The sequence below is a fragment of the Paraburkholderia sp. MM5384-R2 genome (assembly GCF_014201025.1).
Taxonomy (GTDB): domain Bacteria; phylum Pseudomonadota; class Gammaproteobacteria; order Burkholderiales; family Burkholderiaceae; genus Paraburkholderia; species Paraburkholderia tuberum.
Genome location: NZ_JACHDI010000001.1, coordinates 25,327 through 48,450, shown reverse-complemented (window position 1 = coordinate 48,450; position 23,124 = coordinate 25,327). Strand labels below are relative to the sequence as shown.

Here is a 23,124-nt window from a genome sequence, read left to right as displayed (position 1 = left end):
GTCCAGATGCACAGCAACGCGCACCCAGGCGGATACTTGTGTGCGCGCATTGCTTCAGCACGCGCCGCTCAATTCGGCACGTTCACGGCGCCATTCGTTGCGGAAATCGCATTGACACCCGGGGTCGCCGCGATCGCCGGCAGGTTGGCCGTGGTCAGCGCCGGTGCGGCTCCCGGCACGCCGCCGCGCGGTATCGTGTGGATCACCTGCGACGGCGGCAACGGCGTGCCGTTCTTCAGATGAGCCCACATCAGGTCGAGCGCCTGAAGATTGTAGTAATGCAACGGCACGAAACGCGTATCGAAACCGGCGACGCCGAGGAACGCGTCAAAGTGCTGAGCGTTCGTGACTTCGTACAGCGCCAGCTTGCTCGCGCCGCCCTCGACCACCTGGTTCAATCCGAGATACGGCCGCGACGCGTGATTGATCGGCACCAGCGCATCCGCGCGTCCTTGCACGATGATGGTCGGCTTGCCATGCAGATTCGCATTCACGCGAATTGCATCGACGCTGGTCTCAGACGATCGCTCGCGACAGCGGTGGCGGCACGAGCTCACGCCTCGCTCGATGCAAGCGCTCGAGCGTCTCGTGGAAAAAGTTCGACTTCAGCCTCGATCTCCACGGGAATGTTGAAGGGAAGCTCGGCCAGTCCCACCGCGCTGCGAGCGTGAACGCCGCGCTCCTCGCCAAAGACAGCGAGTATCAGTTCCGAAAAGCCGTTGATCACCGCGGGCTGTCGGTTGAACCCGGGTGCCGAGTTGACCATGCCGAACACCCTCGTCCAACAGGCGATGCGCTCCAGACTTCCGAGCTCGCGCTTGAGGCTGCCCAGAATAGCGAGCGCGGTGAGACGAGCCGCCACGAAGGCCTGCTCCTGCGAGACCTGACTGCCCACCTTGCCAAGTGGCTCGGCCAGCGAGCCGTCCGCGTTGGTCGGCCCATGGCCCGAGATGCAAGCCCTGTGGCCGACTACCCGCACCCATGGGAACGGCAGCGTCAGGCCGGGAGGAAGCCGCAACGGTTCCGGCAAGACGTAGCCAAGTGCGTGCAAGCGATCTTCAACGGTCGACATATTCAGACTCCACGTGAAGGCCCGACGGCGTTTATTCGCGCGCGCCTCGATAATCGCGCAGCGGCGTGGCTGCGGCACGTCGCTGCGGTGACAGCGCTTTCAGATGCCCGCTTCCCTCACGCTCCGCCCTGCTTGCGCATCTGCCCGATAGCGCGAGCGCGTGCAGCCTCGGCCTCCCGGACGAGCCGGTACGCAACGTAATATTTAAAGACATTGCGCACGTACGTGGTTGGCTCGATGCCGATTTTCTCGGCGACTACGATTTCGACATTGTTGAACCACTTGTTAGGATCGAGACCGCGCGCCGCCGCTTCCTTGCGCATTCTGGCGATCTTTGCGGGTCCTGCGTTGTAGCTTGCGAATGCGAACAGCGAGCGGTCCCTTTCCGAGAAGTGAGCATCGGGAAAGTAACGGGCCATCAGCACGTCGAGATATTTCGCTCCCGCATGTATGTTGGACTCCGCCACCCTGATGTCGCCAACCGCAAGTTCCTTCCCCGTGGCTGGCATCAACTGCATGATCCCGATTGCGCCAACGTGACTGCGGGCGCTCTGGTTCAGCTGGGATTCCTGATAGCCCTGAGCCGCAAGCAAAAGCGGATCGAAGCGGTACTGCGCACCGTATTTGTCGAAAAGACCGACCGTCTGCCTGAACCGTTTCAGCTCCGCTGACTCCGTATTGTTGGAGATCTGCTTGATGCGCTTCATTTCCTGCTGCAGACGGACTTCCGCGACACTCTGCTTCTTCACGTAATTCAGGTAGAAGTCGTTGATCGCGTCCCGCAGTTTGGGGCTTTTGAAGCGCACCGCCCAGCCGATGTAGCCTGCGTCGCGCACCGAAATATCGTTATGCACGACGATTCCAGCCAGTACCGGCGCCCATACCTTTGCCTTCCAGTCGTCCACGACGAGGATCTGGAGCAGCCCGACATTGAGCATCTCCATCGCGTCCTCGTCCTCGAGCGCGTCGGGCAGCGGCACGAGTTTCACCGGAGCTTTGCCTTCCTTGCCAAAACGCGCGTTCAACGCGTTCAGGCTCTCGTAATAGCTGCTGCTGGGCCGCACATGGACCGTCTTACCGCTGAGATCGTCGAGCTTCGCGATGACCGGCGACTTCGGCCCGGTCACGACCACTTCGCGTACTGCTGTCCGGTCACGCGGCGCCACGAAGTCGACCTGCTTCAGGCGGGCCTCCGTGACCGTCAGATTGCCCGCGGCGATGTCGCCCCGGCCCGCTATCAGCCCCGGGAGCAACTGGTCGCGAGTCGTCGGAATGATGACCAGGGTGAGCGGACGCTTGCCGAGCGTCGCCTGATACTTCTTGTTCACATAACGCTCGAAGTCCCGCATGAGACCGGCAGTCAGCCCACGTTCGTGACCTTGCTCATTCAGATAGAGCGTTCGACTGTAGGGAACCAGCACGCGGATCAGACGCCGGTCGAGCATGGCGTCGAAATCGCCCGTGAACGGTTGATTGCCGAGATCGATCCGGCGCGCTGCGGGAGCCGACGCCGCGGCGGTTGGGGATGCCGGGAGGGCCGACGAGGCGGCCGGCTGCGCGGCGACACTTTGGGCGGCGACGCACGCCGCGGGGCCGACGATCATGCCTGAGCAGAACGCCGCGACGTACAGCAACGTTTGAATGATGCGCATCGTAAGACACCCCGCTGTCGCACCCGGCGACTGCGTCGACGTTCACTACGCGCATCCATATTGCCACGATGGCAACGGCTGAAAATGGGACGATGGTCCTATAAGCAATGCGCCATGACTGAAGATAGAGCCGTACCGACGCAATCGCCAACGCCCGCTACGCCATCGTCACGCGATTTCGTCCTTGATGCTTCGAGCGATACAACGCACGGTCAGCGCTCGCGAAACCGTCGCGATGCGCGGGTCGCGACAGGTCGCTGATACGCGTGAGCGACGCGCCAATGCTGACCGTCACCACCCCAAGCGGCGACGCGCGATGCTCGATCGCGAGGTCCGCCACGCGCTGGCGCAGCGTTTCGAGCGTGTCTTCGAGCATCGATGGTTGCGCTTCGAGCACCAGCATTCCGAACTCCTCGCCGCCCATGCGCCCGACCACGATGCGCTCGCTGTCGGCGGCGGCCTGCATCACGGAGGCAACCAGACTCAGACAGTGATCGCCGGCCTGATGACCGTAGGTGTCGTTGTACTGCTTGAACCAGTCGACGTCGACGACCACCGAGCCCATCACGTCGCCGTCGCGCGCCTCCTTCCAGCGGCGCGCGATGGTTTCGAGCAGGAAGCGCCGGTTGTACAACTGGGTGAGCGGATCGATCGCGGTGGCCGTGCGCATCTTCAGATCGTTTTCGATCATCGCGCGCAGGTGGTAAAACACGCCGCGCCGGCCCGCGTCGAGCCGGCCCGGCGCCGGGTCCATCGCGCACAGTGCGCCGACGATCTCGCCGTTCGGCGCGCGCAATGCGATCGCCGCGTAAAAGCGCACGAACGGATGACGCTTGACGAGCATGCATTCGCCGAAGCGGCTGTCGTTGTGCGCATCCTCGATCACGAACAGGTCGGCATCGCGCACCGCGTAGTCGGCGAGCGAGCGCGCACGCGTGACGAGCGGCATCGCCATGCCGACCTCGGCGCGATAGTGCTGATGCTCCTCGTCGAGCAGCACGATCGCGGTAATTGCCGCGCCGGTCACGCTCTTCAGAATCTCTGCCGCATGCGTGAAGCACTCGCGCATCACCTGGTCGTCGTGCAACAGCCACTCGATGACCGAAGACTCGACCTCGGGTTCGCCGGCGGCGGTCGAGTCGACTGGCATCCGGCTGGCGAGGCGGTCGTTACTGTAAGCGAGTTGCACGGAAGGGTTCCAGAATGGGCTTAGCTTATGTCAACGGCATAGGCACGCGAAACTTGAGCACAGAATGTGGGATCGCGCCCAAGCGCCGGAGCGCATCCGGGAGCCCCAAAGGAAATGGGCCGGCTCTCGCGAGCCGGCCCATCCATCGATGCGACGTTCAGGTAATCAGACGCGCCGCTTTACTCCTTGTCGCCCTTCACCTGCGGCAGCGCCGACGTCTCGTTCGACGATAGCAGGCCCACCTGCGAGTAGATGCGCAGCTTGTCGCGCGTGTCGGTGATGTCGAGGTTGCGCATCGTCAACTGGCCGATGCGGTCGCGCGGCGAGAACGTCGATGCGACCTTTTCCATCGACAGACGCTCGGGCTGATAGGTGAGGTTCGGCGACTTCGTGCTGAGGATCGAGTAGTCGTTGCCGCGACGCAGCTCGACGCTCACTTCGCCGGTGATCGCGCGCGCGACCCAGCGCTGCGCGGTTTCGCGCAGCATGATCGATTGCGGATCGAACCAGCGGCCCTGGTACAGCAGACGGCCGAGGCGGCGGCCGTTCTCGCGGAACTGCTCGATCGTGTCTTCGTTGTGGATGCCGGTGACGAGACGCTCGTATGCGATGTTGAGCAGCGCGAGGCCCGGGGCTTCATAGATGCCGCGGCTCTTCGCCTCGATGATGCGGTTTTCGATCTGATCGCTCATGCCGAGACCGTGACGGCCGCCGATCCGGTTCGCTTCGAGCAGCAGCTCGACCGCGTTCGGGAACGTCTGGCCGTTCAGCGCGACCGGCTGGCCTTCCTCGAAGCGGACCGTCACTTCTTCCTTCGCGATCTGCACGTCGTCGCGCCAGAACGCGACGCCCATGATCGGGTTCACGATCTTGATGCCGGACTCGAGGCTTTCGAGATCCTTCGCTTCGTGCGTCGCGCCGAGCAGGTTCGAGTCGGTCGAATACGCCTTTTCGGCCGACATCTTGTAGTCAAAGCCCGACTGGCGCATGAATTCCGACATTTCAGAACGACCGCCCAGTTCGTCGATGAACAGCTGGTCGAGCCACGGCTTGTAGATCTTCAGGTCCGGGTTCACGAGCAGACCGTAGCGGTAGAAGCGCTCGATGTCGTTGCCCTTGTACGTGCTGCCGTCGCCCCAGATGTTGACGCCGTCTTCCTTCATCGCGGCGACCAGCATCGTGCCGGTCACGGCGCGGCCGATCGGCGTCGTGTTGAAGTAGGTGACGCCCGCCGTCGAGATATGAAACGCGCCGCACTGCAGCGCCGCGATGCCTTCCGCGACCAGCTGCGCGCGGCAGTCGATCAGGCGCGCGCCTTCGGCGCCATATTGCGTGGCGCGACGCGGGATCGAATCGTAATCGTCTTCGTCGGGCTGACCGAGGTTGGCCGTGTAGGCGTACGGCACGGCGCCCTTCTTGCGCATCCAGTGCAGCGCGGCGCTAGTGTCGAGGCCGCCGGAAAACGCGATACCGACCTTCTGGCCGATCGGAAGACTTTCAAGGATTGTGCTCATAAGCAGTAGCGTTAAACTCGACGTACGGGGAGATTTGGGGGTAACAGCTGAGTATCGGGCAAGCCTGGCGATCAGGCAAGTTACGCGGGAGTATACCGTGAACCGCCGTCCGGCCTTGGATTTTGCCGGTCGGCGCGGCCTCGCGCCGCAATCTCGCCGCGCCGCATTTCCGGATTAATTCACGCTGTTTTTGCGTAACGGGGGCGGATTTATTATCGTCTAAGGGTAGCATCGCGGGTTGCGTCAACGCACCGGCCGTTCACCCCTTTCATCCCGTTCATTCCCCTTGCCCGCCGCCCATGACCACGACCACCCCGCGCCCCACGACGAACGCCTCGCTGGTCACCCACGTGCGGCTCGCCGACGGCAAGCGCGCCGAGGTGTCGATCGTCGTGTTTCCGCAATCGGGGCTGCTCGATCGCGTCGCCGCGCACGGCATGCAGGGGCAAGTGGTGGTCAGTCACGCGTTCTGTCTCGGCGCGCTGCCCGAGCGCGAACGCGATGCGCTACGGCCTGCGCCGCGACGACGATCTCGCGCTCGCGTTCCGATTGCGTCAGCGGCACCGCCGCGCGCGCATGCGCCACGCCGTCCGCTACAACAAAGACGTTTTTTGGACTCGAATGATCAATCTTTTTCAGGCCATGCAGGCCTTCGTCAAGGTGGCCGATGTCGGCAGCTTCGCGCAGGCCGCCGGGCAACTGAACGTGTCGACGTCGGTCGTCACGCGTCATGTGTCGAGCCTCGAACAGCATCTCGGCATTCGCCTGTTTCAGCGCACCACGCGCAAGGTCGTGCTGACCGAGGCCGGCGCGCAATACGCGGACGGTTGCCGCGTGCTGCTCGCCGAACTGGAGGAAGTGGAGTCGCGCGCGACCACGGCCTCGCGCGACGTGGCCGGCGACCTGCGCATCGTCGCGCTCGGCAGTTTTTCGCTGTTTCGGCTAACGCCGCTGTTCGCCGAATATCAGGCGCGCTTTCCGCAAGTCAACCTGCGCGTCACGCTGACGGAAAAACGGGTCGATCTGCTCGAAGGCGGCTTCGATGTCGGCATCGTGACCGAGCATATGATCCGCTCGGAGTCGCTGGTGGCGCGGCGTCTGATCAACTCGCACGCGGTGACGGTGGCAGCGGGCGCGTATCTCGCGCAGGCCGGTCATCCGCAAACGCCGGCCGAACTGGACGGGCATCGGCTGATTGCCGCGCCGTTCGACACGACCGGCCCGATGTGGATCTTCCGCAAGGGTGACGGCGATGCCGAAAGCGCGAGCGAGGACGGCGACGATAGCGGCGAGAGCATCGCGATCGATGCATCGTTCACGGTCAACAGCATGATCATGCAGAAGCAGGCCGCGCTGGGCGCGATGGGCATCGCGCTGCTGCCGCTCGAAATGGTCGAGGACGAGTTGCGCGCCGGCACGCTGGTGCGCGTGCTCGACGGCTATGCGGTGCTCAATGGCGACGTGGCCGTGTCGCTGGTGTATCCGAGCCGCGAGTTCGTGCCGCGCAAGGTGCGCGAGTTCATCGATCTCGCGGTCGGTTTCTTCAAGTGACGCTTCAAGGCCGTTCGCCGCGCGCGAGCCGTGCGTCGATGTCGTACACGACCGGCATCAGATCCGCGACGCTATCGATCACGTAATGCGCGCCCGCCGCCTTCAGCCTGGCTGTCGCGGCGTTGCGGCGCGCGGCGAATTCGTCGGCCGGCAACGCCTTCACCTCGGCCTCGCTCATGCCGAACGCGTTGCCGCTCACCGCGACGCCGACCGCCCACGTGCCGGCGTTGATGCCTTCCTCGATGCCGACCTCGGTGTCGTCGACCTTGATCGCCTCTTTCGCGCGCCACACGCCGAGCTGCGGCAGCGTCCGGTAGATCATGTACGGTGACGGCCGCCCTTCCGGCGTATCGCCGGTGCACACGATGCTGTCCGGTGCAAAGCCCTGCGCGGCCGCGCCCGATACGATTTCGTCGATGATCTCGCGGGTATAGCCGGTCGTCGTGCCGATGCGGATATCGTTCTGACGCAAGGCGCTCGCGACTTCGGCGACGCCCGGGATCACCGCGCTGTAGCTCGCCGCGACCGCGATGTTCTTCGGCACGAACACGTCGTACACGGCGTCGATATCGGCGTCGGTCGGCGTATGACCGTGGCGCTCGGCCCAAGCCTGCGCGACGCGCGGCAGCGCCATCAGCGCCGCGATGTGCGGCCGCTTGGCCATGCCCATCGGGCCGCGCGCTTCGTCGATCGTGATCGGCACGCCGAACTGCTCGAAGGTCTCGACGAAGGCGCCCATCGGCGCGCGTGAACCGTAGTCGACCACCGTGCCGGCCCAATCGAAAATCACTGCCTTCACGTATTTCATCTGCTTGAATCCCCAGGAATCCGAATGTATTGGGTTTGCCGTCGCGGGTTTGCTGTCGCGGCTCAGGCCGCCTGCGCGAGCGCCTTGCGTTCGTCGAGCGCGGCGGGCGACGGCCCCGCGTGCGTGACGCCCATCGTGCGCAGCGCTTGCGCGCAGGCATCGACCACGCGTCGCATCACCTGCTCGTCGACCTGACCGATGCAGCCGATGCGGAAACTGTCGACCACCGTCAGCTTGCCCGGATAGATGATGAAGCCCTGCTCCTTCATCAGTTCATAGAAGCGCGCGAACTCGAACGACGGATGCGCCGGTGAAAAAAACGTCACGATGATCGGCGAGCGCCAGCGCCCGTTGAGCAGCGGCTCGAAGCCGAGCTCGTGCATGCCGGCCACCAGCACGTCGCGATTGTTGGCGTAGCGCGCGAGCCGCGCGGGCTGCCCGCCTTCGAGCCGGTGCAGACGCAGCGCCTCGATGAACGCGGCCACCGTATGCGTGGGCGGCGTGAAGCGCCACTGGCCCGTGCGATTCATCACCTCCCATTGATCGTAGAGATCGAGCGCGAGCGAATGGCTGCGGCCTTTCGCCTCGCGCAGGGCGCTCTTGCGCGCGATCACGAAGCCGAAACCCGGCACGCCCTCGATGCACTTGTTCGCCGACGACACGAACGCCTCGCACGCGATCTGCCGCACGTCGAGCGGCACCGCGCCGAAGGCGCTCATCGAATCGATCAGCAGTTTGCGGCCGTGCCTCGCGACCGCGGCTGCAATCTCATCGAGCGGATTGAGGATGCCCGAGCTCGTTTCGCAATGGATCGCGACCACGTGCGTGATCGATGGATCGGCGGCAAGCATGCGCTCGACTTCGAGGCCGCGCGGCGGCAGGTAGTCGCCCTTGTCGAGCAGTGTGCAGGCGCGGCCGAGATAGCCAAGCGTGATCGCCGCGCGCTTGCCGTACGCGCCGTTCGCAAGCACGAGCGCGTGGCCGTCGCGCGGAATCAGGCTGCCGAGCATCGCTTCGACGCAGTAGCTGCCGCTGCCCTGCAGCGGCACGCAGTCGTAGTCGCCCGCGGTGTCGCCGGCGATCGCCAGCAGGCTCGCGCGCAACTCGGCGATCATCGCGCGGAAGTCGCCGTCCCACGAGCCCCAGTCGCGCAGCATCGCCTGTTTCGTCGATAGTGCCGTGGTCAGCGGGCCCGGCGTCAGCAGATAAGGCTCGCCGCCAGCCGGCGCGGCGCAGGGTGTGGTGCAACGGGTCGATGTTGCCGCGGCTGCCACCGCCAATGCCGCCGCCGAACCGCCGATCGCGCTTTCCATGTCCGCAACTCCGATATCGCTATGTCGATAGCTCGCACGATACAGAAGCGTTGTCCATCGGTAAAATCGATATAATCGATGGTGGTATCGTAAAAACTTATTTGCTGGCGAGGGCACACGTGCAATACGCGCAATTGCGGGCGTTCCATGCGGTCGCGGAACATGGCGGCTTTTCGAAAGCGGCGCAGGCGTTGTCGCTGACGCAGCCGGCGGTGTCGGATCACGTGCGGCGGCTCGAACAGGATTACGGCGTCAAGCTGTTCGAGCGCGGGCCGCGCGGCGTGGAGACGACCGAACTCGGGCTGCGCCTGTTCAGCGTGACACGGCATATGCTCAGTTGCGAGCGGGACGCGCGCCAACTGCTCGAATCAGCGGGCGGGCTGGAGTCGGGTTCGCTATCGCTCGCGGCCGATGCGCCCGATCTCGCCGTCGCGCTGATCGGCGCGTTTCGCCAGCGGCACCCGGGCATCGTCGTCACGCTGTCGATCGCCAATGCGGCAGAGTGCATGCAGCGCGTGCTGTCGAGCGCGGTCGACGCGGCGATCACGGCCGCGCCGCAGGTGCATAGCCGCTTGCAGTCGCGCGTGTTGCGGCGCGATCCGCTGGTGGCGATGGTGCCGGCGAGCCACCCGGCCGCGAAGAAGCGCCGGCTGAGTTACGCGGAGCTCGTCGAACAGCCGATGATCTTCCGCGAGCCGCAATCGGTCACCCAACAACTGCTCGAAATCGAGCTCGTGCGCGAGTCGTTGCAAGTCGAGCCGGTCATGTACGTGGATGGCCGCGAGGCGCTGGAGGAAGCGGTCGCGCAGGGAATCGGCGTCGGCGTCATTGCGCGCGCAGAGTTCAACGAGTCGCGGCGGATCCGGATGGTGCCGCTGCTCGATTGCCGCGTGCAGATGATCGAATCGCTGACGCGGCTCGTCGAGCGGCCGGGTTCGAATCTGCTCGACGCGTTTTTTGCGGTGGAGTTGCCGGGAGCCGAAACAGAGGTCTCGGGAGGCGAGGTTCAACGCGCGTAGCTCGCGCGCCGTCGCTGCAAGGAGCGGCGTGGCCTTCATGCTGCCGGCCCCGCCGCCCGCGATTGCGCCCGAATCGTTCCGCGGGTTGCCACCAGCGTTGGCAACCCCTTCAGACTTAACGCGAGCCGCCGCTCGCGATCAGGCTCTCGCCCGTCAACCAGCGCGCGTCATCCGACGCGAGGAACGCGACGACATCCGCGATATCGTCGGGTTGGCCGATACGGCCGAGCGGCGTCGTGCTGATCGCCCACGTTTCGAAGTCCGAGCCGATCACGCCGGCGCTGTGGGTGCCCTCGGTCTCGACCATGCCCGGATTCACCGAATTCACTCGGATCTTGCGCGGTCCGAGTTCCTTCGCGAGCACGCCGGTGATCGCATCGACCGCGCCCTTGGTCGCCGTGTAGACCGCGGTGGTCGGCGGCGTGATGCGGCTCGCGACCGAGCTCACGTTGACGATGCTGCCACCTTCGCCCAGATGCCTGGCCGCCGCCTGCGTCACGAGCAGCAGCCCGAGCACGTTGACATCGAAGTGCTTATGGAAATGCGCTTCGGTGATCTCTTCGAGCGCCGCGAATTCATAGACACCCGAGTTGTTGACGAGAACGTCGAGCCGCCCGTACGTTTCGATCGCCGTATCGATAATGCCGTTCGCGTCCGCGGCCTTCGACACGTCACCGCCAACCGCGACCGCCTTGCCGCCTGCCGCCGTGATATCGGCGACCACCTTGTCGGCGCCCGCGCGGCTCGACGCATAGTTCACCACGACCGACGCGCCTTGCGCCGCCAATGCCTTCGCAATCGCCGCTCCGATGCCTTTCGATGCACCCGTTACAACCGCTACCTTGCCTGTGAGCTTGCTCATCATCGTGTCCTTTCAATGGTTCGCGCCGGCATGCCTCGCGAGGAGTCGCGGGGTCCACGCCAATAAAAGCCGGAAATGCAGTGGCGCTGTCACTGGTCGTTAATTTAGGCATGGCGCGAGGCCGGATAAAGCGGCTCGATACGAATTGATACGCCGCTTCCGACGAACAATCGATTCGCATCAGACCTCGATGGCCCCGTTTACGCGTGGCTACGACGATTGATGCTGTTTGGCTTGCGCCGCGGCGTCGGCGTCGCGCAAGCGCGCGCTGACCGACCTCAAGAGCGGCACACGGCAGCAGAGACGTGCAGCCGCACAAGACTCCTACCTGCAGACGCCGCGATCAGGCGCTACACACTCAAGGCGCTTTTATTCATCGCACTTTTGTTCGCTGCTGAGCAGCAGCGCGATGTGCGCGGCCACGCTCGCGAGCACCGCGAGCGCGCCGAGCGTATCGAGAATAATGGGCCACACGATCTCCCTCCTCCGCGATCCGCTGCTCCCAACGTCTTTTAAACGAATGCGCGCGCCATCGATTGAACGTCGGGGCCGAGCAGACAGATAAAGAACCGCGCACGCGCTGACCGTACTGCCGCAATCAGCGTGCCGAGTACGATGCCCGCCAGCATCGGCCATAAGCGTCCGACGAGCGCGCGCACGCCCGATCCCGCAAACAGCTGCCACCCGTTGGTGACGAACGACGGCAACAGCATGCGCGAGCTGAATGCGCTGCCGCGCGCGGAAAAGGCGCTCGTGCGTCATCTGGCCGGTATTTAGCGGCGCTGTTGCTATCATTCGTTGCCCTCGCGCAGCGCCGCGGCGGCAGCACCGTACCGCAACCGGCAGCGCCCAAGGCGCAGCAGACCAACGCAACACCAATCGCCGACGCATCACACCTCAGAGGCATGCATGGAATTTCGCCAACTTCGCTACTTCATCGCGGTCGCCGAGGAGATGAACATCACGCGGGCGGCCAATCGTCTGCATATGACACAGCCGCCGCTGTCGCGGCAGATCCAGCAGATCGAGGAAAGTGTCGGCCTGCCGCTGTTCGAACGCCGCTCGCGGCCGTTGCGGCTCACCGAAGCCGGCCGCATTTTCTACACGCAGGCGAAACGTCTGATCGATGAAGCCGACGAGCTCGCGCCGCTCACGCGCCGGCTCGCGCAACTCGCGGAACGCATCGTGATCGGCTTCGTACCGTCGACGCTGTATGGCGCGCTGCCCGCGGTGATCCGCTCGTTTCGCGAGGCCGCGCCGCACATCGAGCTGTCGCTGATCGAGATGTTCACGATCGAGCAGTTGGCCGCGCTCAAAGGTGGCCGGATCGACGTCGGCTTCGGCCGGCTGCGCTTCGACGATGCGCAACTCGCGCGCGAAGTGCTGGTCGAGGAACGGATGATCGCCGCATTGCCGCAGGACCATCCGCTCGCGCGGCAAAAGAAGCCGCTCACGCTCGCCGCGCTCGCCGAGGAAACGCTGATCGTCTATCCGAGCACACCGCGGCCGAGCTATGCAGACCAGCAGATCTCGGCAATGCACGATCAGGCGCTGGAGCCGAAAGCGATCCATGAAGTGCGGGAGTTGCAGACCGCGCTGGGGCTGGTCGCCGCGCAGGTCGGCGTGTGTCTCGTGCCGGAGAGCGTCGAGGGCTTGCGCGCGCATGGCGTCGCGTACCGGCCGATTCCGTCGGCAAGCGCCGCGTCGCCGATCATCATGAGCCGGCGCCTGCAGGACGAATCGCCGGCGACGCTGCTGATGTGCTCGCTCGCGCGGCAGTTGTTCAAGCGCGTTTGAGCGCCGCGTGCGTGAGCACGGCGACGCGGCGCCGCGCGCCCGGTCAATAGAGCGAACCGTCGACGGCAAAGCCGCCCCGCACAGGCGACAATGCCTTCACCTGACTTCCCGCACGGAGTCTTCATGAAAGCGCAGCGTCCGCGGCCTCCGCACTTTCCCGCCGAACCTACGCGCGCCGAATGGCGCGAGCACCTGCTGCCCTACTTCATCACGGCGCTGCTGATCGCGTTCGCGATCGTGCTGATCGTCTGGATCGCCAATCCGGCGCCGCCGCGCACGATCACGATCAGCGCCGGCCCGCGCGACAGCTCGTTCGTCGTCACCGCGAACCAGTACCGCAAGATCCTCGCGCGCAACGGCATCCGCCTGAACGTGCTCGAATCCGAAGGTTCCGTGCAGAACCTGCAGCGGCTGCTGGATCCGAAGCAGCACGTCGATATCGCTCTCGTGCAGGGCGGGGTGGCCGAAGGGCTCGATACTTCGTCGCTGGTGTCGCTCGGTAGCGTGTTCTATGTGCCGATCGTCGTGTTCTATCGCGGCGCGGCGCTCACGCAACTGGCGCAGCTCGAAGGCAAGCGGATCGCGGTCGGCCGCGAAGGCAGCGGCACGCGGCTGCTCGCGCTGCAACTGCTCGCGGCGAACGGCATCGAGCCCGGCGGCGCCACGACGCTAGTGCCGAGCGACGGCCTGCAGGCCGCCACGCAGCTGGTTGCCGGCGAGGTCGACGCGGCGATCCTGAGCGGCGATTCGGCCACGCGCGGCCTGATGCTGCGGCTGTTGCGCGTACCCGGAATCTCGGTGATGAATTTCGACGAAGCGAGCGCCTATACACGCGTCTTTCCGTTTCTCGACCAGATCGACTTGCCGCCCGGCGTGCTCGATCTGAAGCGGCGCATTCCGCCCGAGACCATTCACCTGATTAGTCCGACGGTCGAACTCGTCGCGCGCAGCACGCTGCATCCGGCGATTTCGGATCTATTGATCGAGGCGGCGCAGGAAGTGCACGGCGCCGCGGGCCTGTTGCAGCACGCCGGCCAGTTCCCGAACCCGGTCGAGCACGAATATCCGATCAGCGAAGACGCGCAGCGCTATTACCGGACCGGCAAGGGCTTTTTGTATCGGACGCTGCCTTTCTGGCTCGCGAGCATCGGCGATCGCACGCTCTTCCTGCTATTGCCGGTCGCCGTGCTGCTGTTGCCCGCCATGCGTGTGATTCCGGCGCTGTACCGGTGGCGGGTGCGCTCGCGCATCTATCGTTATTACGGCTCGCTGATCGCGATCGAACGGCACGCGCTCGCCGGCGCAACCGACGAGGAGCGCACTCAGCTACTGGGGCAACTGGATGAGATCGAGGCGGCGCTGAGCCACCTGCGCATGCCGCTCGCGTATGCGGATGCGTTTTACGTGCTGCGCGAGCATGTGGGATTCGTGCGCAGCCGGTTGACGGCTGCGCCGCCCGTCATGGCCTCGTGATCGAGGCCATGACGGGCTGTGCCAAGGTTAGGCTTGGGAGGGGGGCGAGGCGGGAGCGGTGGCTTGCGGTTCGTGTTGCGCGCTGGTCTGCGCCTGGGTGTCCGCGCTCCCGGCGGCATCCGCCGCTACGGCTTCCGGCGACGCAGCAGCGGCATCCGCTTGGCGGGCCGCTTGTTCCGCGACTGCCGCTACCGCTGCTTCGGCATGTGACGCTTCAGCGGCCGCGCCCTCGGCCGGTGTACCTGCATCGGTCGGCGCATTCGCGCTTGCCGTCGCGGTGGCGGCCTTCTGCGCGCCCTTCGCCGCACGATGCGCGAGCAGGCGCTGAGCACCCGCCGCTTCCTGCGCCGTGACCTTGCCGGCTTCGACGCCCGCCAGGTCGACGCGCGCCGCGCCTTCGACGAGGCTCTTCCAGTAGCGCCCGCCACGGCACCACGTCTTGATCGCGTCGCGCAGTTCGGCTTCGCTCAGCGACAGCTCCTTCGCATGCGCGATGAGGTCTTCGAAAATGCCGATCTTCAGCGGCAGCTTCGGGGCCGGATTCTTCGGGAAAGCAACCGGAAAACGTTTTTGCAGACGACCGATCGAGCGCACCACCGGGTCCACCGGCTTGGCGTCCACCGCCGGCTTGGCGGGCGCGGCGTGGCGGGCCGGCTGCGGGCCGCCGGCTCGCGTACCCGGCTTGCCGTCCGGGCGAGCGCCGGCCTTCGCGGCCGGCTTCGCGCCGGGCCGGCCACCGGGCTTCGTGCCCGGATGGGCGCCACGGTCGGCATGTGAACCAGGATGTGCCGCCGAATTTGAAGCGGGCTTGCCAGCGGACGTCGAAGCGGGGCGCGCGGCCGATTTGCGATCGGGCTTGCCGGCGGACTCTGCGGCGGCACGCGCCGCGGCCAGTTGCTTCTTCAGTTCAGCGAGTTGTTCGAAACCCATAGTGCACAACCAATCTGTCGATCTGTAAAAACGAGATTGTAGCAGCGTGCGCCTACGTGCTTGTGACAACCCGAGCCGTAGTGACGATCGTCAATTCGCGGACGTAACGGGCGCGTCGGCGGCGGGCGCGCGCAGCCCCGTGACCGACACCCGCAAACCGGGCGCCCCGACATTGTTGCTCAACGACAGGCCGAGCTGATGCCGCTCGGCGATCCGCGCGACGATCGCGAGACCGAGCCCGCTGCCCTCGCCCTTCGACTCCTCGCCGCGATAGAAAGGGTCGAACACGCGTTCGAGTTCCGCCTCGGAAATTCCCGAGCCGCTGTCGACGACCTCGAAACCCACGCGCTCGCCCGTGCGTCGCAGCACCACGTCGACACGGCCGCCCGCCGGCGTATGACGGATTGCGTTATTGATCAGGTTCCCTAGCAACACGCTGATACTGTGCGGCTCCGCGAGCACCGTATAGGCGTCGTTCGGTGTGCGCGCGTGTTCGCATTCGAGGCCGAGATCGATCTCGCGCAACTCCGCGAGCACGGAACAATCGCTGACCGCCTGCTCGCCGATGCGGCGCAGGCTGACCGGCACCGTCGACGTGACCGGCTGCGCGTCTTCGCGCGCAAGCGTCAGCAGTTGCTGCACGAGGTGGATGATCCGGTTCACCCGATGTTCGACGCGCTCGAGCGTCTGCCCCTCGCCTCTCAGCGATCCATCGCGCGACGCCGCCTGCAGTTGCAGCTTCAGCGCCGCGAGCGGCGAGCGCAGCTCGTGGGCGGCATCGGCGATGAACGTGCGCTGCGCCTGCGACGCCGTATGCAACCGTTGCAGCAGATCGTTCAGCGCTTCGACGAGCGGCCGGATTTCGACCGGCAGGTTGCCGTCGAGCCGCAGCGGTTCGAGCGAATCGATCGAACGCGTCGCGAGAGCGCGCGACAGCCCGCCGATCGGCGCGAGCCCGCGCGCGACCACCAGCAGCACCAGCGCGATCGTCACCGGCAGCAGCACGCCGAGCGGCCACAGCGTGTGCAGCGCGAGCTGCAACGCGAGTTCTTCGCGCACCGAGACCGGTTGCGCGACCTGCACGTAGCGGTCTGTCTGCGCGACGCCGAAGATGCGCCAGTGGTATTCGCCGCGCGGCACTGTGTGAAAGCCCGGCGGCAGACGCTCGAACACCGGCGCCTGCGCGGAGCGATAGACGAGCGTACCGCCGCGGTCCCAGATTTCGATGACGATGCGGTCGTCGGCGAGATCGCCGAGGTCGGGGTTGCGACGCTCGCGGCTGCCCGCACCGCTCAGCGCCGACGGCAGCGACAGCGCGACGGTGCGCAGTTCGTAGTCGAACAGCTCGCTCGCCTCGCGCCGCGCGGTATGGAAGATCGCGAAAGCCGCGACCATCGACGCCGCCGCCATGCCGAAGATCAGCCAGCCGAGCAGCCAGCGGCGAATCGACGTCATCCGCATCTCTTCAGGCGGTAGCCGACCCCGCGCACGGTCACGACCTGGTCCGCGCCGATCTTCCGCCGCAGACTGTGCACATGCACTTCGATCGTATTGCTGCCGACTTCCTCGCCCCAGCCGTACAGCTTTTCTTCGAGCTCGGCCTTCGTGAACACGCGGGTCGGCTCCTCGATCAGCGCCTGCAGCAACGCGAATTCGCGCGGCACCAGCGGCAGCGGCACGCCGTCCTTGGTGACTTCATGCGCGGCGGGGTCGAGCGTCAGTTCGCCGTGACTGTAGACCGGCTGCTTCTGGCCGGTGCGCCGGCGCAGCAGCGCGCGAATGCGCGCGGCCAGTTCGTCGAGATCGAACGGCTTGATCAGGTAGTCGTCGGCGCCGGCGTCGAGACCGCGGATGCGCTCGTCGACCGCGTCGCGCGCGGTCAGGATGATCACGGGCGCCGCGCCGCCGTTGCGGCGATACGCGTTCAGCACGTCGATGCCGTCTTTTTTCGGCAGGCCGAGGTCGAGCAGCACGAGGTCGTACACGCCGTTATCGAGCGACAGTTCCGCCGCGCGGCCGTCCTCGGCCCAGTCGATCGCGTAGCCGGCGCGACGCATCGCGCCCAGCACCGATTCCGCGATCATGTCGTCGTCTTCGACCAGTAGCAGGCGCATGGCCTCTCCTCTCCTTGGTGCGGTTTTGGCCGCCGCATTATCGGCCGTCGCAGCTTAACGAACCCTTACGGGGGTACGGACGACGCGTCGATTTCGCACGGCCCGGGTCGCGCGATTCGACGTTAAGGCTGTCTTAAGCGCGCGCTGCGGAAAATCAGCCCTCTCTGCGAGGCCTCGTTCGCGAGTCGCTCGCCCCTTCCGATGATTCGCAGGAGCCGGATTTTGCCCGATTTCCATCCCGTGGCGGCGCTGCGTCGGCGCGCACTGATGCCGTTGTGCGTGCTGCTGATGAGCGGCTGTGCGACCTATCACCGCGAGCCGCTCGCGCCGCAGGACACCTCGACGTCCGCGCGATCGCTCGAACGGATCCGCATCGATCCCGCCAGCATGCCGCTGCCCGGACTGGCCGCGCATCGTTTCGATCCCGCCGACGGGCTCGACATCGATGAAGTCGCGATGCTCGCGGTCGCCAACAACCCCGATCTGAAGCTGGCCCGCGACGATCTCGGCATCGCCGGCGCCCAGGCCTATTCGGCGGGTCTGCTGCCCGACCCGCAACTGAGCGTGTCGAGCGATTATCCGGGCGCGGCCGGCACCACGCGCGCGTTCAATTATGGCCTCAGCATCGACGTGATGGCGATCGTGCTGCGCAGCGCGAATAAACAGTCCGCCGACGCGACGCTCGCGAAGACCGATCTCGGCCTGCTGTGGCAGGAATGGCAGGTCGTCGCGCAAGCGCGGCAGCTGTTCGTGAAGCGCTGCTTCCAGCAGCGCACGCTGCCGCTGTTGCAACAGCAGCGCGAGCTCGCGCGCACGCGCTACGAGCGCATGGCCGCGGCGCGCGCCGCTGGCAATCTGACCGACGATTCGCTCACCGCCGCGCTGCTCGCCTACGGCAACGCACGCAAGCAATACACCGATGCCGAGCGCGCGGCCGCGCAAACCCATCACGATCTGAATGCGTTGCTGGGCCTCGCGCCCGACGTGCAATTGCAATTGCGATCGGGCAGCGACGATGACGTCGCGCCGCTCCCCGACGCCACACTCGACTCAGCGCTCGCCGAGCTCGCCCGCCGCCGCCCCGACCTGATCGCGCTGCAGGCAGGCTACGAAGCGCAGGAGCAGAAATATCGCGCGGCGATTCTGAGCCAGTTCCCGAGTCTGTCGGTCGGCTTCGTGCGGGCGCGCGACACGTCGAACATCTACACGAGCGGCTTTCAGGTCAACCTGAGTCTGCCGATCTTCAACCGCAACCAGGGCAATGTCGCGATCGAAAAAGCGACCCGCCAGCGGCTTCGCGACGAGTACCAGACCCGCCTGAACCAGGCGTATGCGGACGTCGCCCGGCTGCGCGAAGACAGCGCAATTCTCGCGCGCCAATTGCAGCAGACCGAAGCCGCGCTGCCCGGCGTCGAGCGCGCCGCGCGCGAAGCCGCGGCGGCCTACGCCGAACACAACCTCGTGCTCGGCGCATACACCGATGCGCAAAGCGCCGCGCTCGCGAAACGCATCGACGTCGCGACGCTGCGCGAAGCGCTCGACGAACAACGCGTCGGCTTGCAGGCGCTGCTCGGCAGCGCGATTCCCGATGCTTTCTCTTCCGCTCAGACTTTCATCGACACTCATGCGAAATAGCCTGTTTTCATCGCGGCATCCGTGGCCGCGCGTTGCGGCCGTCGCCGCGCCGCTCGTTTGCGCGATCCTGCTGTATGCATCGGTCCATCCGGTTCGTGCGGACGACAACGCCGCCAGCGAAGCTCAACCGTCGGTCGCGGTACAGACCGTGCGCGTGCAGCGCGCCGCAATCGCGCAGCCGGTGCGCGGCTTCGGGATCGTCGCGGCCACCGCGTCGAACCTGACGACAATCAACCTGCCCTACCTGTCGCGTATCGTGCAGATGCGCGTGCAGGCGGGCGAGGCCGTCAAACGCGGCACGCCGCTCTTCGTCGTGCAGGCCGATCCTGCCGCCGTGCTTGCCGCCACCCAGGCGAGAAGCGCGCTGACGCTCGCGCAAGGCGAACTCGTGCGGACCCGGTCGCTGTACGACAAGGGACTCGCGACGCAATCGCAGCTCGCCAGCGCGAGCAAGGCCGTCGACGATGCGCGCGAAGCGCTCGCCGCGCAGAATCAGACGGGCATCACGAGCGGCAACAAGGTCGTGACCGCGCCGTTCGACGGCGTGGTGCTGCAGCTATCGGCGGCACAAGGCGACCAGGTGCAAGCGGGCGCGGCGATTCTGCAACTCGCGAGTGGCGCGAGCCGCGACGCGCGCGCAAACGTGACGCTCGGCGTCGAGCCCACCGACGCCGCAACGATCCATCCCGGCGACATCGTCACGCTGCACGGCCTGTCCACGGCACTCGCACAGACGTCGATCGAAGGCCGCGTGGTGCTCGTCGGAGCCGCGATTGATCCGCAATCGCAACTGGTCAACATCGGCGCGACGGTACCGCTCGCGCGGACGCCGTTCATCCCCGGCACACGCGTTTCTGGCGACATCGCGACCCGCACCGGCACGCACTGGATCGTGCCGCGCGCGGCCGTGCTGCAGGATGGCCAACACGCGTACGTGTTCCAGATCACGCCGCAAAACAAGGCGCGCCGCGTCGCGGTGAGCATCGCGGTCGAAAACGGCGAGCGCTACGGCGTCGACGGTCCGCTCGACCCCACGCTCGGCGTCGTGAGCAGCGGCAACTACGAGCTGAAAGACGGCATGACGGTACGCGCCGGCGGGGATGGCGCGCGATGAACTTCGGTCAATGGATGCAGGCGCATCGCCGCTCGCTGCTGTTCGTCATCGCCTTGCTCGCGATAGCCGGCGCGCTGAGCGCATTCCGTCTGCCGATCTCGCTGTTTCCGAACGTCGCGTTTCCGCGCGCGGTCGTGTCGCTCGACGCGGGCGACCGCCCCGCCGAGCAGATGACGACGCTCGTCACGATGCCGGTCGAGGAAGCGCTGCGCCGCGTGCCGAACGTGCGCGACGTCGAATCGACGACGAGCCGCGGCGCCGCGGAGATCTCGCTGAACTTCGACTGGGGCACCGACATGGCGCAGGCGACCTTGCAGGCGCAGTCGGCGATCAGCGAAATTCTCGCGACGCTGCCGCCCGGCACGACGATGCATGTGCGGCGCATGGACCCGACCGTGTTTCCGGTGCTCGCGTACAGCCTCACGTCGACGCGGCAGTCCTTATCGGCGCTGCGCGATCTCGCGCAGTTCCAGATGCGGCCGCTGCTGTCGTCGGTGGAAGGCGTCGCGCGCGTCGAGGTGACCGGCGGCGCGCAGGACGAGTTCGAAGTCGCGGTCGATCCCGCCCGCCTCGCCGCGTACAAGCTGTCGCTCGTCGACGTATCGAAGGCGATCGGCGCGAGCAATGTGCTGATGGCGAACGGCCGCATCGAGGATCATGACAAGCTGTACCTCGTCGTCACGAACTCGACGATCACGCAACTCGACGAACTGCGCAACGTCGTCGTGTCCGCCAACGGCGGCAATGCGAACGGCGCGCAGATACGTCTTGGCGACGTCGCGGCGGTGAGCCGGGGCGCCGTGCCGCAATGGATGCGCGTCACCGCCGATGGCCAGGATGCGGTGCTACTGAACGTGTACCAGCAGCCCGGCGCCAACAGTGTCGCGATGGCGCGCGCGATCCGCGCGAAGCTCGCGGCATTCGAGCCGCAGATGCCCGCGGGCGTGCATCTGTCGAACTGGTACGACCAGAGCGAACTCGTGCTCGCGTCTGCCACCAGCGTGCGCGACGCGATCATGATCGGCATCGTGCTCGCGGCGTTGACGCTGTTCTTCTTCCTGCGCAACTGGAAGATCACCGCGATCGCGGTTGCGCTGGTGCCGGTCGTGATGGCCGCGACGATCCTGCTGCTCGACGTGTTCGGCATGGGCTTCAACATCATGACGCTGGGCGGTATGGCGGCCGCGGTCGGCCTCGTCATCGACGACGCGATCGTGATGATCGAGCACATCGTGCGGCGCATGCGCGAAGCCGGCGCGCGCGCGTTCCACGGCCGCGTGATGGCCGCGGCGCTCGAATTCACGCGGCCGCTCGCGGGTTCGTCGGCGGCGACACTGATCATCTTCGTGCCGCTCGCGTTTCTGTCGGGCGTGACGGGGGCCTTTTTCAAGGCGCTGTCGCTGACGATGGCGAGCGCGCTGTTCATTTCGTTCCTCGTCACATGGCTCGCGGTGCCGATCCTGTGCGACCACTGGCTGAAGCCCAAAGACGCCGAGGAGCACCAGGAAACACGTTTCGCCGCGTGGCTGAACCGGCGCTATGCGCTGACGGTCGAGCGTGTGATCGCGCGGCCGCCGCTCGTGCTGCTCGGCGTCGTGCCGTTGATCGTCATCGCGGCGTTCGCGTTCACGCGGGTCGGCAGCGGCTTCATGCCGAGCATGGACGAAGGCGGCTTCGTGCTCGACTATCACACGCAGCCAGGCACCTCGATCACCGAAACGGACCGGCTGATGAAGCAGATCGAGCAGATCGTGCGCGCGAATCCGAACGTCGCGACCTATTCGCGCCGCACCGGCGCGGGCCTCGGCGGCGATCTGAACGAGCCGAACAAGGGCGACTTCTTCGTGCGGCTGAAGTCCGGCAAACGCGAGCCGATCGACGCCGTGATGGAAGAAATCCGCTCGCAGATCGACACGCAGGTGCCGGGCGTCAGCATCGAGCTCGCGCAGCTGATGGAAGACCTGATCGGCGATCTGACCGCGGTGCCGCAGCCGGTGCAGATCAAGATCTTCTCCGACGACCCGCGCACGCTCGACACCACCGCGCGCAAGGTGGCCGCGCGCATCGGCCGGATTCAGGGCATCGTCGACGTGAACGACGGCATCAACCCCGCCGGCGACGCGATCGAACTGCACATTCTGCCCGCCGCAGCCGCGGCCGAAGGCATGGACCCGCAAGCGATCGCGCAGGCCGTCACCGACATGCTCGAAGGCAACGTCGCGACGCAGTTCCAGAGCGGCCCGAAAACGGTCGGCGTGCGCGTGCGCGTGAACGGCGCGCGCCAGATGACCGATACGCAACTGGGTCAGCTACAGATACGCGCGCCGGACGGACATCTGTTCGCGCTGAAGCGCGTCGCCGATCGCGTGAGCGTCACCGGTCAGCCCGAGATCAGCCGCTCGAATCTGAAGCGGATGGTCGCGGTCACCGCGCGCATCGCCGGGCGCGATCTCGGCTCGACGATCGCCGACGTGCAGAAGGCGCTCGGCGATGCGAACCTGCTGCCCTCGGGCGTCTATTACGAGCTCGGCGGTCTGTACCAGCAACAGCAGATCGCCTTCAAGGGGCTGTTGACCGTGTTCGGCGCCGCGATCGCACTCGTGTTCGGCCTCCTGCTGTTCCTGTACGAGCGCCTGCGCGTCGCGCTCGCGGTGCTGGCGATGCCGCTGCTCGCGGCCGGCGCGGTGTTCATCGGCCTGTGGATCACCGGCATCGAGTTGAACATCTCCGCGATGATGGGCATGACGATGATCATCGGCATCGTGACCGAGGTCGCGATCTTCTATGTGTCGGAATTGCAGGCGCTGGTGCGCGACGACGAGATGCCCTTCGACGACGCGTTGCAGGCCGCCGGCCGCAACCGTCTGCGACCGATCGCGATGACGACGATCGCCGCGATCCTCGCGCTGTTGCCGCTCGCGTTCGCGCTGGGGCAAGGCTCGGCGATGCAGCAACCGCTCGCGATCGCGATCATTTCGGGACTGATCGTGCAGTTGCCGCTCGTGCTGTTGCTGCTGCCGGCGTTGCTGAAGCTGTTGATGAAAAAGCAGCCGCTGTGAGCGTGGCCAAAGTTTTCCGCGT

The 23,124-nt window shown here is 66.0% G+C and carries 18 protein-coding genes and 1 pseudogene; 8 read left to right on the top strand and 11 right to left on the bottom strand.

From position 1 onward, the window contains the following. Positions 1–68: 68 nt before the first annotated feature. From HDG37_RS00220 to argG, 5 genes and pseudogenes are all read right to left on the bottom strand, one after another. Positions 69–515 (bottom strand): annotated as a pseudogene (locus HDG37_RS00220) (3-hydroxybutyrate oligomer hydrolase family protein); the annotation flags it as partial. Between the two features lie 38 nt (positions 516–553). After that, a complete protein-coding gene (locus tag HDG37_RS00215) occupies positions 554–1,072 on the bottom strand; it encodes a RidA family protein (RefSeq protein WP_184043371.1) in 519 nt (172 codons plus the stop codon). A 116-nt stretch (positions 1,073–1,188) separates the two neighbouring features. Continuing rightward, positions 1,189–2,724, bottom strand: a complete 1,536-nt coding sequence (locus HDG37_RS00210; protein WP_184043369.1) for a transglycosylase SLT domain-containing protein — start codon at positions 2,722–2,724, stop codon at positions 1,189–1,191. Positions 2,725–2,881: 157 nt separating this feature from the next. Next, a complete protein-coding gene (locus HDG37_RS00205) occupies positions 2,882–3,913 on the bottom strand; it encodes a diguanylate cyclase (protein ID WP_311540826.1) in 1,032 nt (343 codons plus the stop codon). 179 nt (positions 3,914–4,092) lie between these two features. After that, complete coding sequence (gene argG / locus HDG37_RS00200; RefSeq protein WP_184043367.1) at positions 4,093–5,427, bottom strand: argininosuccinate synthase; 1,335 nt, start codon at positions 5,425–5,427, stop codon at positions 4,093–4,095. Positions 5,428–6,048: 621 nt separating this feature from the next. Between argG and HDG37_RS00195 the strand changes: the two genes are divergently transcribed. Then, positions 6,049–6,978, top strand: a complete 930-nt coding sequence (locus tag HDG37_RS00195; RefSeq protein WP_184043365.1) for a LysR family transcriptional regulator — start codon at positions 6,049–6,051, stop codon at positions 6,976–6,978. A gap of 4 nt (positions 6,979–6,982) precedes the next feature. On the opposite strand, the gene phnX is transcribed toward HDG37_RS00195, so the two are convergent. Together phnX and HDG37_RS00185 are read right to left on the bottom strand one after the other, a co-directional pair. Then, entirely contained in the window at positions 6,983–7,786 is an 804-nt protein-coding gene (gene phnX / locus HDG37_RS00190) for a phosphonoacetaldehyde hydrolase (RefSeq protein WP_184043363.1), read from the bottom strand. Between the two features lie 62 nt (positions 7,787–7,848). Further along, positions 7,849–9,099, bottom strand: coding sequence for a 2-aminoethylphosphonate--pyruvate transaminase (locus HDG37_RS00185; RefSeq protein WP_221311853.1), 1,251 nt, complete (start codon positions 9,097–9,099; stop codon positions 7,849–7,851). A gap of 119 nt (positions 9,100–9,218) precedes the next feature. On the opposite strand from HDG37_RS00185, the gene HDG37_RS00180 reads away from it, so the two are divergent. After that, positions 9,219–10,118 carry a LysR substrate-binding domain-containing protein gene (locus tag HDG37_RS00180; protein WP_184043362.1) on the top strand — a complete coding sequence of 300 codons (900 nt, stop codon included), beginning with the start codon at positions 9,219–9,221 and terminating at the stop codon, positions 10,116–10,118. A 115-nt stretch (positions 10,119–10,233) separates the two neighbouring features. Here HDG37_RS00180 and HDG37_RS00175 read toward each other — a convergent pair whose 3' ends face one another. Continuing rightward, the gene (locus HDG37_RS00175) at positions 10,234–10,980 is read right to left on the bottom strand and encodes a glucose 1-dehydrogenase (RefSeq protein WP_184043360.1); all 747 of its coding nucleotides are present in this window, start codon (positions 10,978–10,980) and stop codon (positions 10,234–10,236) included. 615 nt (positions 10,981–11,595) lie between these two features. Between HDG37_RS00175 and HDG37_RS00170 the strand changes: the two genes are divergently transcribed. The 3 genes from HDG37_RS00170 (at position 11,596) to HDG37_RS00160 (ending at position 14,250) form a co-directional block, all read left to right on the top strand. Beyond that, a complete protein-coding gene (locus HDG37_RS00170; protein ID WP_184044524.1) occupies positions 11,596–11,757 on the top strand; it encodes a hypothetical protein in 162 nt (53 codons plus the stop codon). Between the two features lie 132 nt (positions 11,758–11,889). After that, a complete protein-coding gene (locus HDG37_RS00165) occupies positions 11,890–12,777 on the top strand; it encodes a LysR family transcriptional regulator (RefSeq protein WP_184043358.1) in 888 nt (295 codons plus the stop codon). 123 nt (positions 12,778–12,900) lie between these two features. After that, complete coding sequence (locus tag HDG37_RS00160; protein WP_184043356.1) at positions 12,901–14,250, top strand: TAXI family TRAP transporter solute-binding subunit; 1,350 nt, start codon at positions 12,901–12,903, stop codon at positions 14,248–14,250. 27 nt (positions 14,251–14,277) lie between these two features. On the opposite strand, the gene HDG37_RS00155 is transcribed toward HDG37_RS00160, so the two are convergent. The 3 genes from HDG37_RS00155 to HDG37_RS00145 form a co-directional block, all read right to left on the bottom strand. Then, positions 14,278–15,180 carry a ProQ/FinO family protein gene (locus HDG37_RS00155; protein WP_184043354.1) on the bottom strand — a complete coding sequence of 301 codons (903 nt, stop codon included), beginning with the start codon at positions 15,178–15,180 and terminating at the stop codon, positions 14,278–14,280. A gap of 90 nt (positions 15,181–15,270) precedes the next feature. Beyond that, the gene (locus HDG37_RS00150; protein WP_184043352.1) at positions 15,271–16,635 is read right to left on the bottom strand and encodes an ATP-binding protein; all 1,365 of its coding nucleotides are present in this window, start codon (positions 16,633–16,635) and stop codon (positions 15,271–15,273) included. Then, positions 16,632–17,294, bottom strand: a complete 663-nt coding sequence (locus HDG37_RS00145; RefSeq protein WP_018417800.1) for a response regulator — start codon at positions 17,292–17,294, stop codon at positions 16,632–16,634. Before HDG37_RS00145 ends, HDG37_RS00150 begins: the two co-directional genes overlap by 4 nt. 222 nt (positions 17,295–17,516) lie before the next feature. Here HDG37_RS00145 and HDG37_RS00140 point away from each other — a divergent pair, with 222 nt between their 5' ends. From HDG37_RS00140 to HDG37_RS00130, 3 genes are read left to right on the top strand one after another with little or no spacing between them, the layout of a single operon-like run. After that, the gene (locus HDG37_RS00140) at positions 17,517–18,929 is read left to right on the top strand and encodes a TolC family protein (protein ID WP_184043350.1); all 1,413 of its coding nucleotides are present in this window, start codon (positions 17,517–17,519) and stop codon (positions 18,927–18,929) included. Then, positions 18,919–20,043 carry an efflux RND transporter periplasmic adaptor subunit gene (locus HDG37_RS00135; RefSeq protein ID WP_184043348.1) on the top strand — a complete coding sequence of 375 codons (1,125 nt, stop codon included), beginning with the start codon at positions 18,919–18,921 and terminating at the stop codon, positions 20,041–20,043. Before HDG37_RS00140 ends, HDG37_RS00135 begins: the two co-directional genes overlap by 11 nt. Continuing rightward, positions 20,040–23,102 (top strand): efflux RND transporter permease subunit, encoded by a 3,063-nt coding sequence (locus HDG37_RS00130; RefSeq protein ID WP_184043346.1) that lies wholly within the window; start codon positions 20,040–20,042, stop codon positions 23,100–23,102. The genes HDG37_RS00135 and HDG37_RS00130 overlap by 4 nt, the downstream gene beginning before the upstream one ends. The last annotated feature ends 22 nt before the right edge of the window (positions 23,103–23,124 follow it).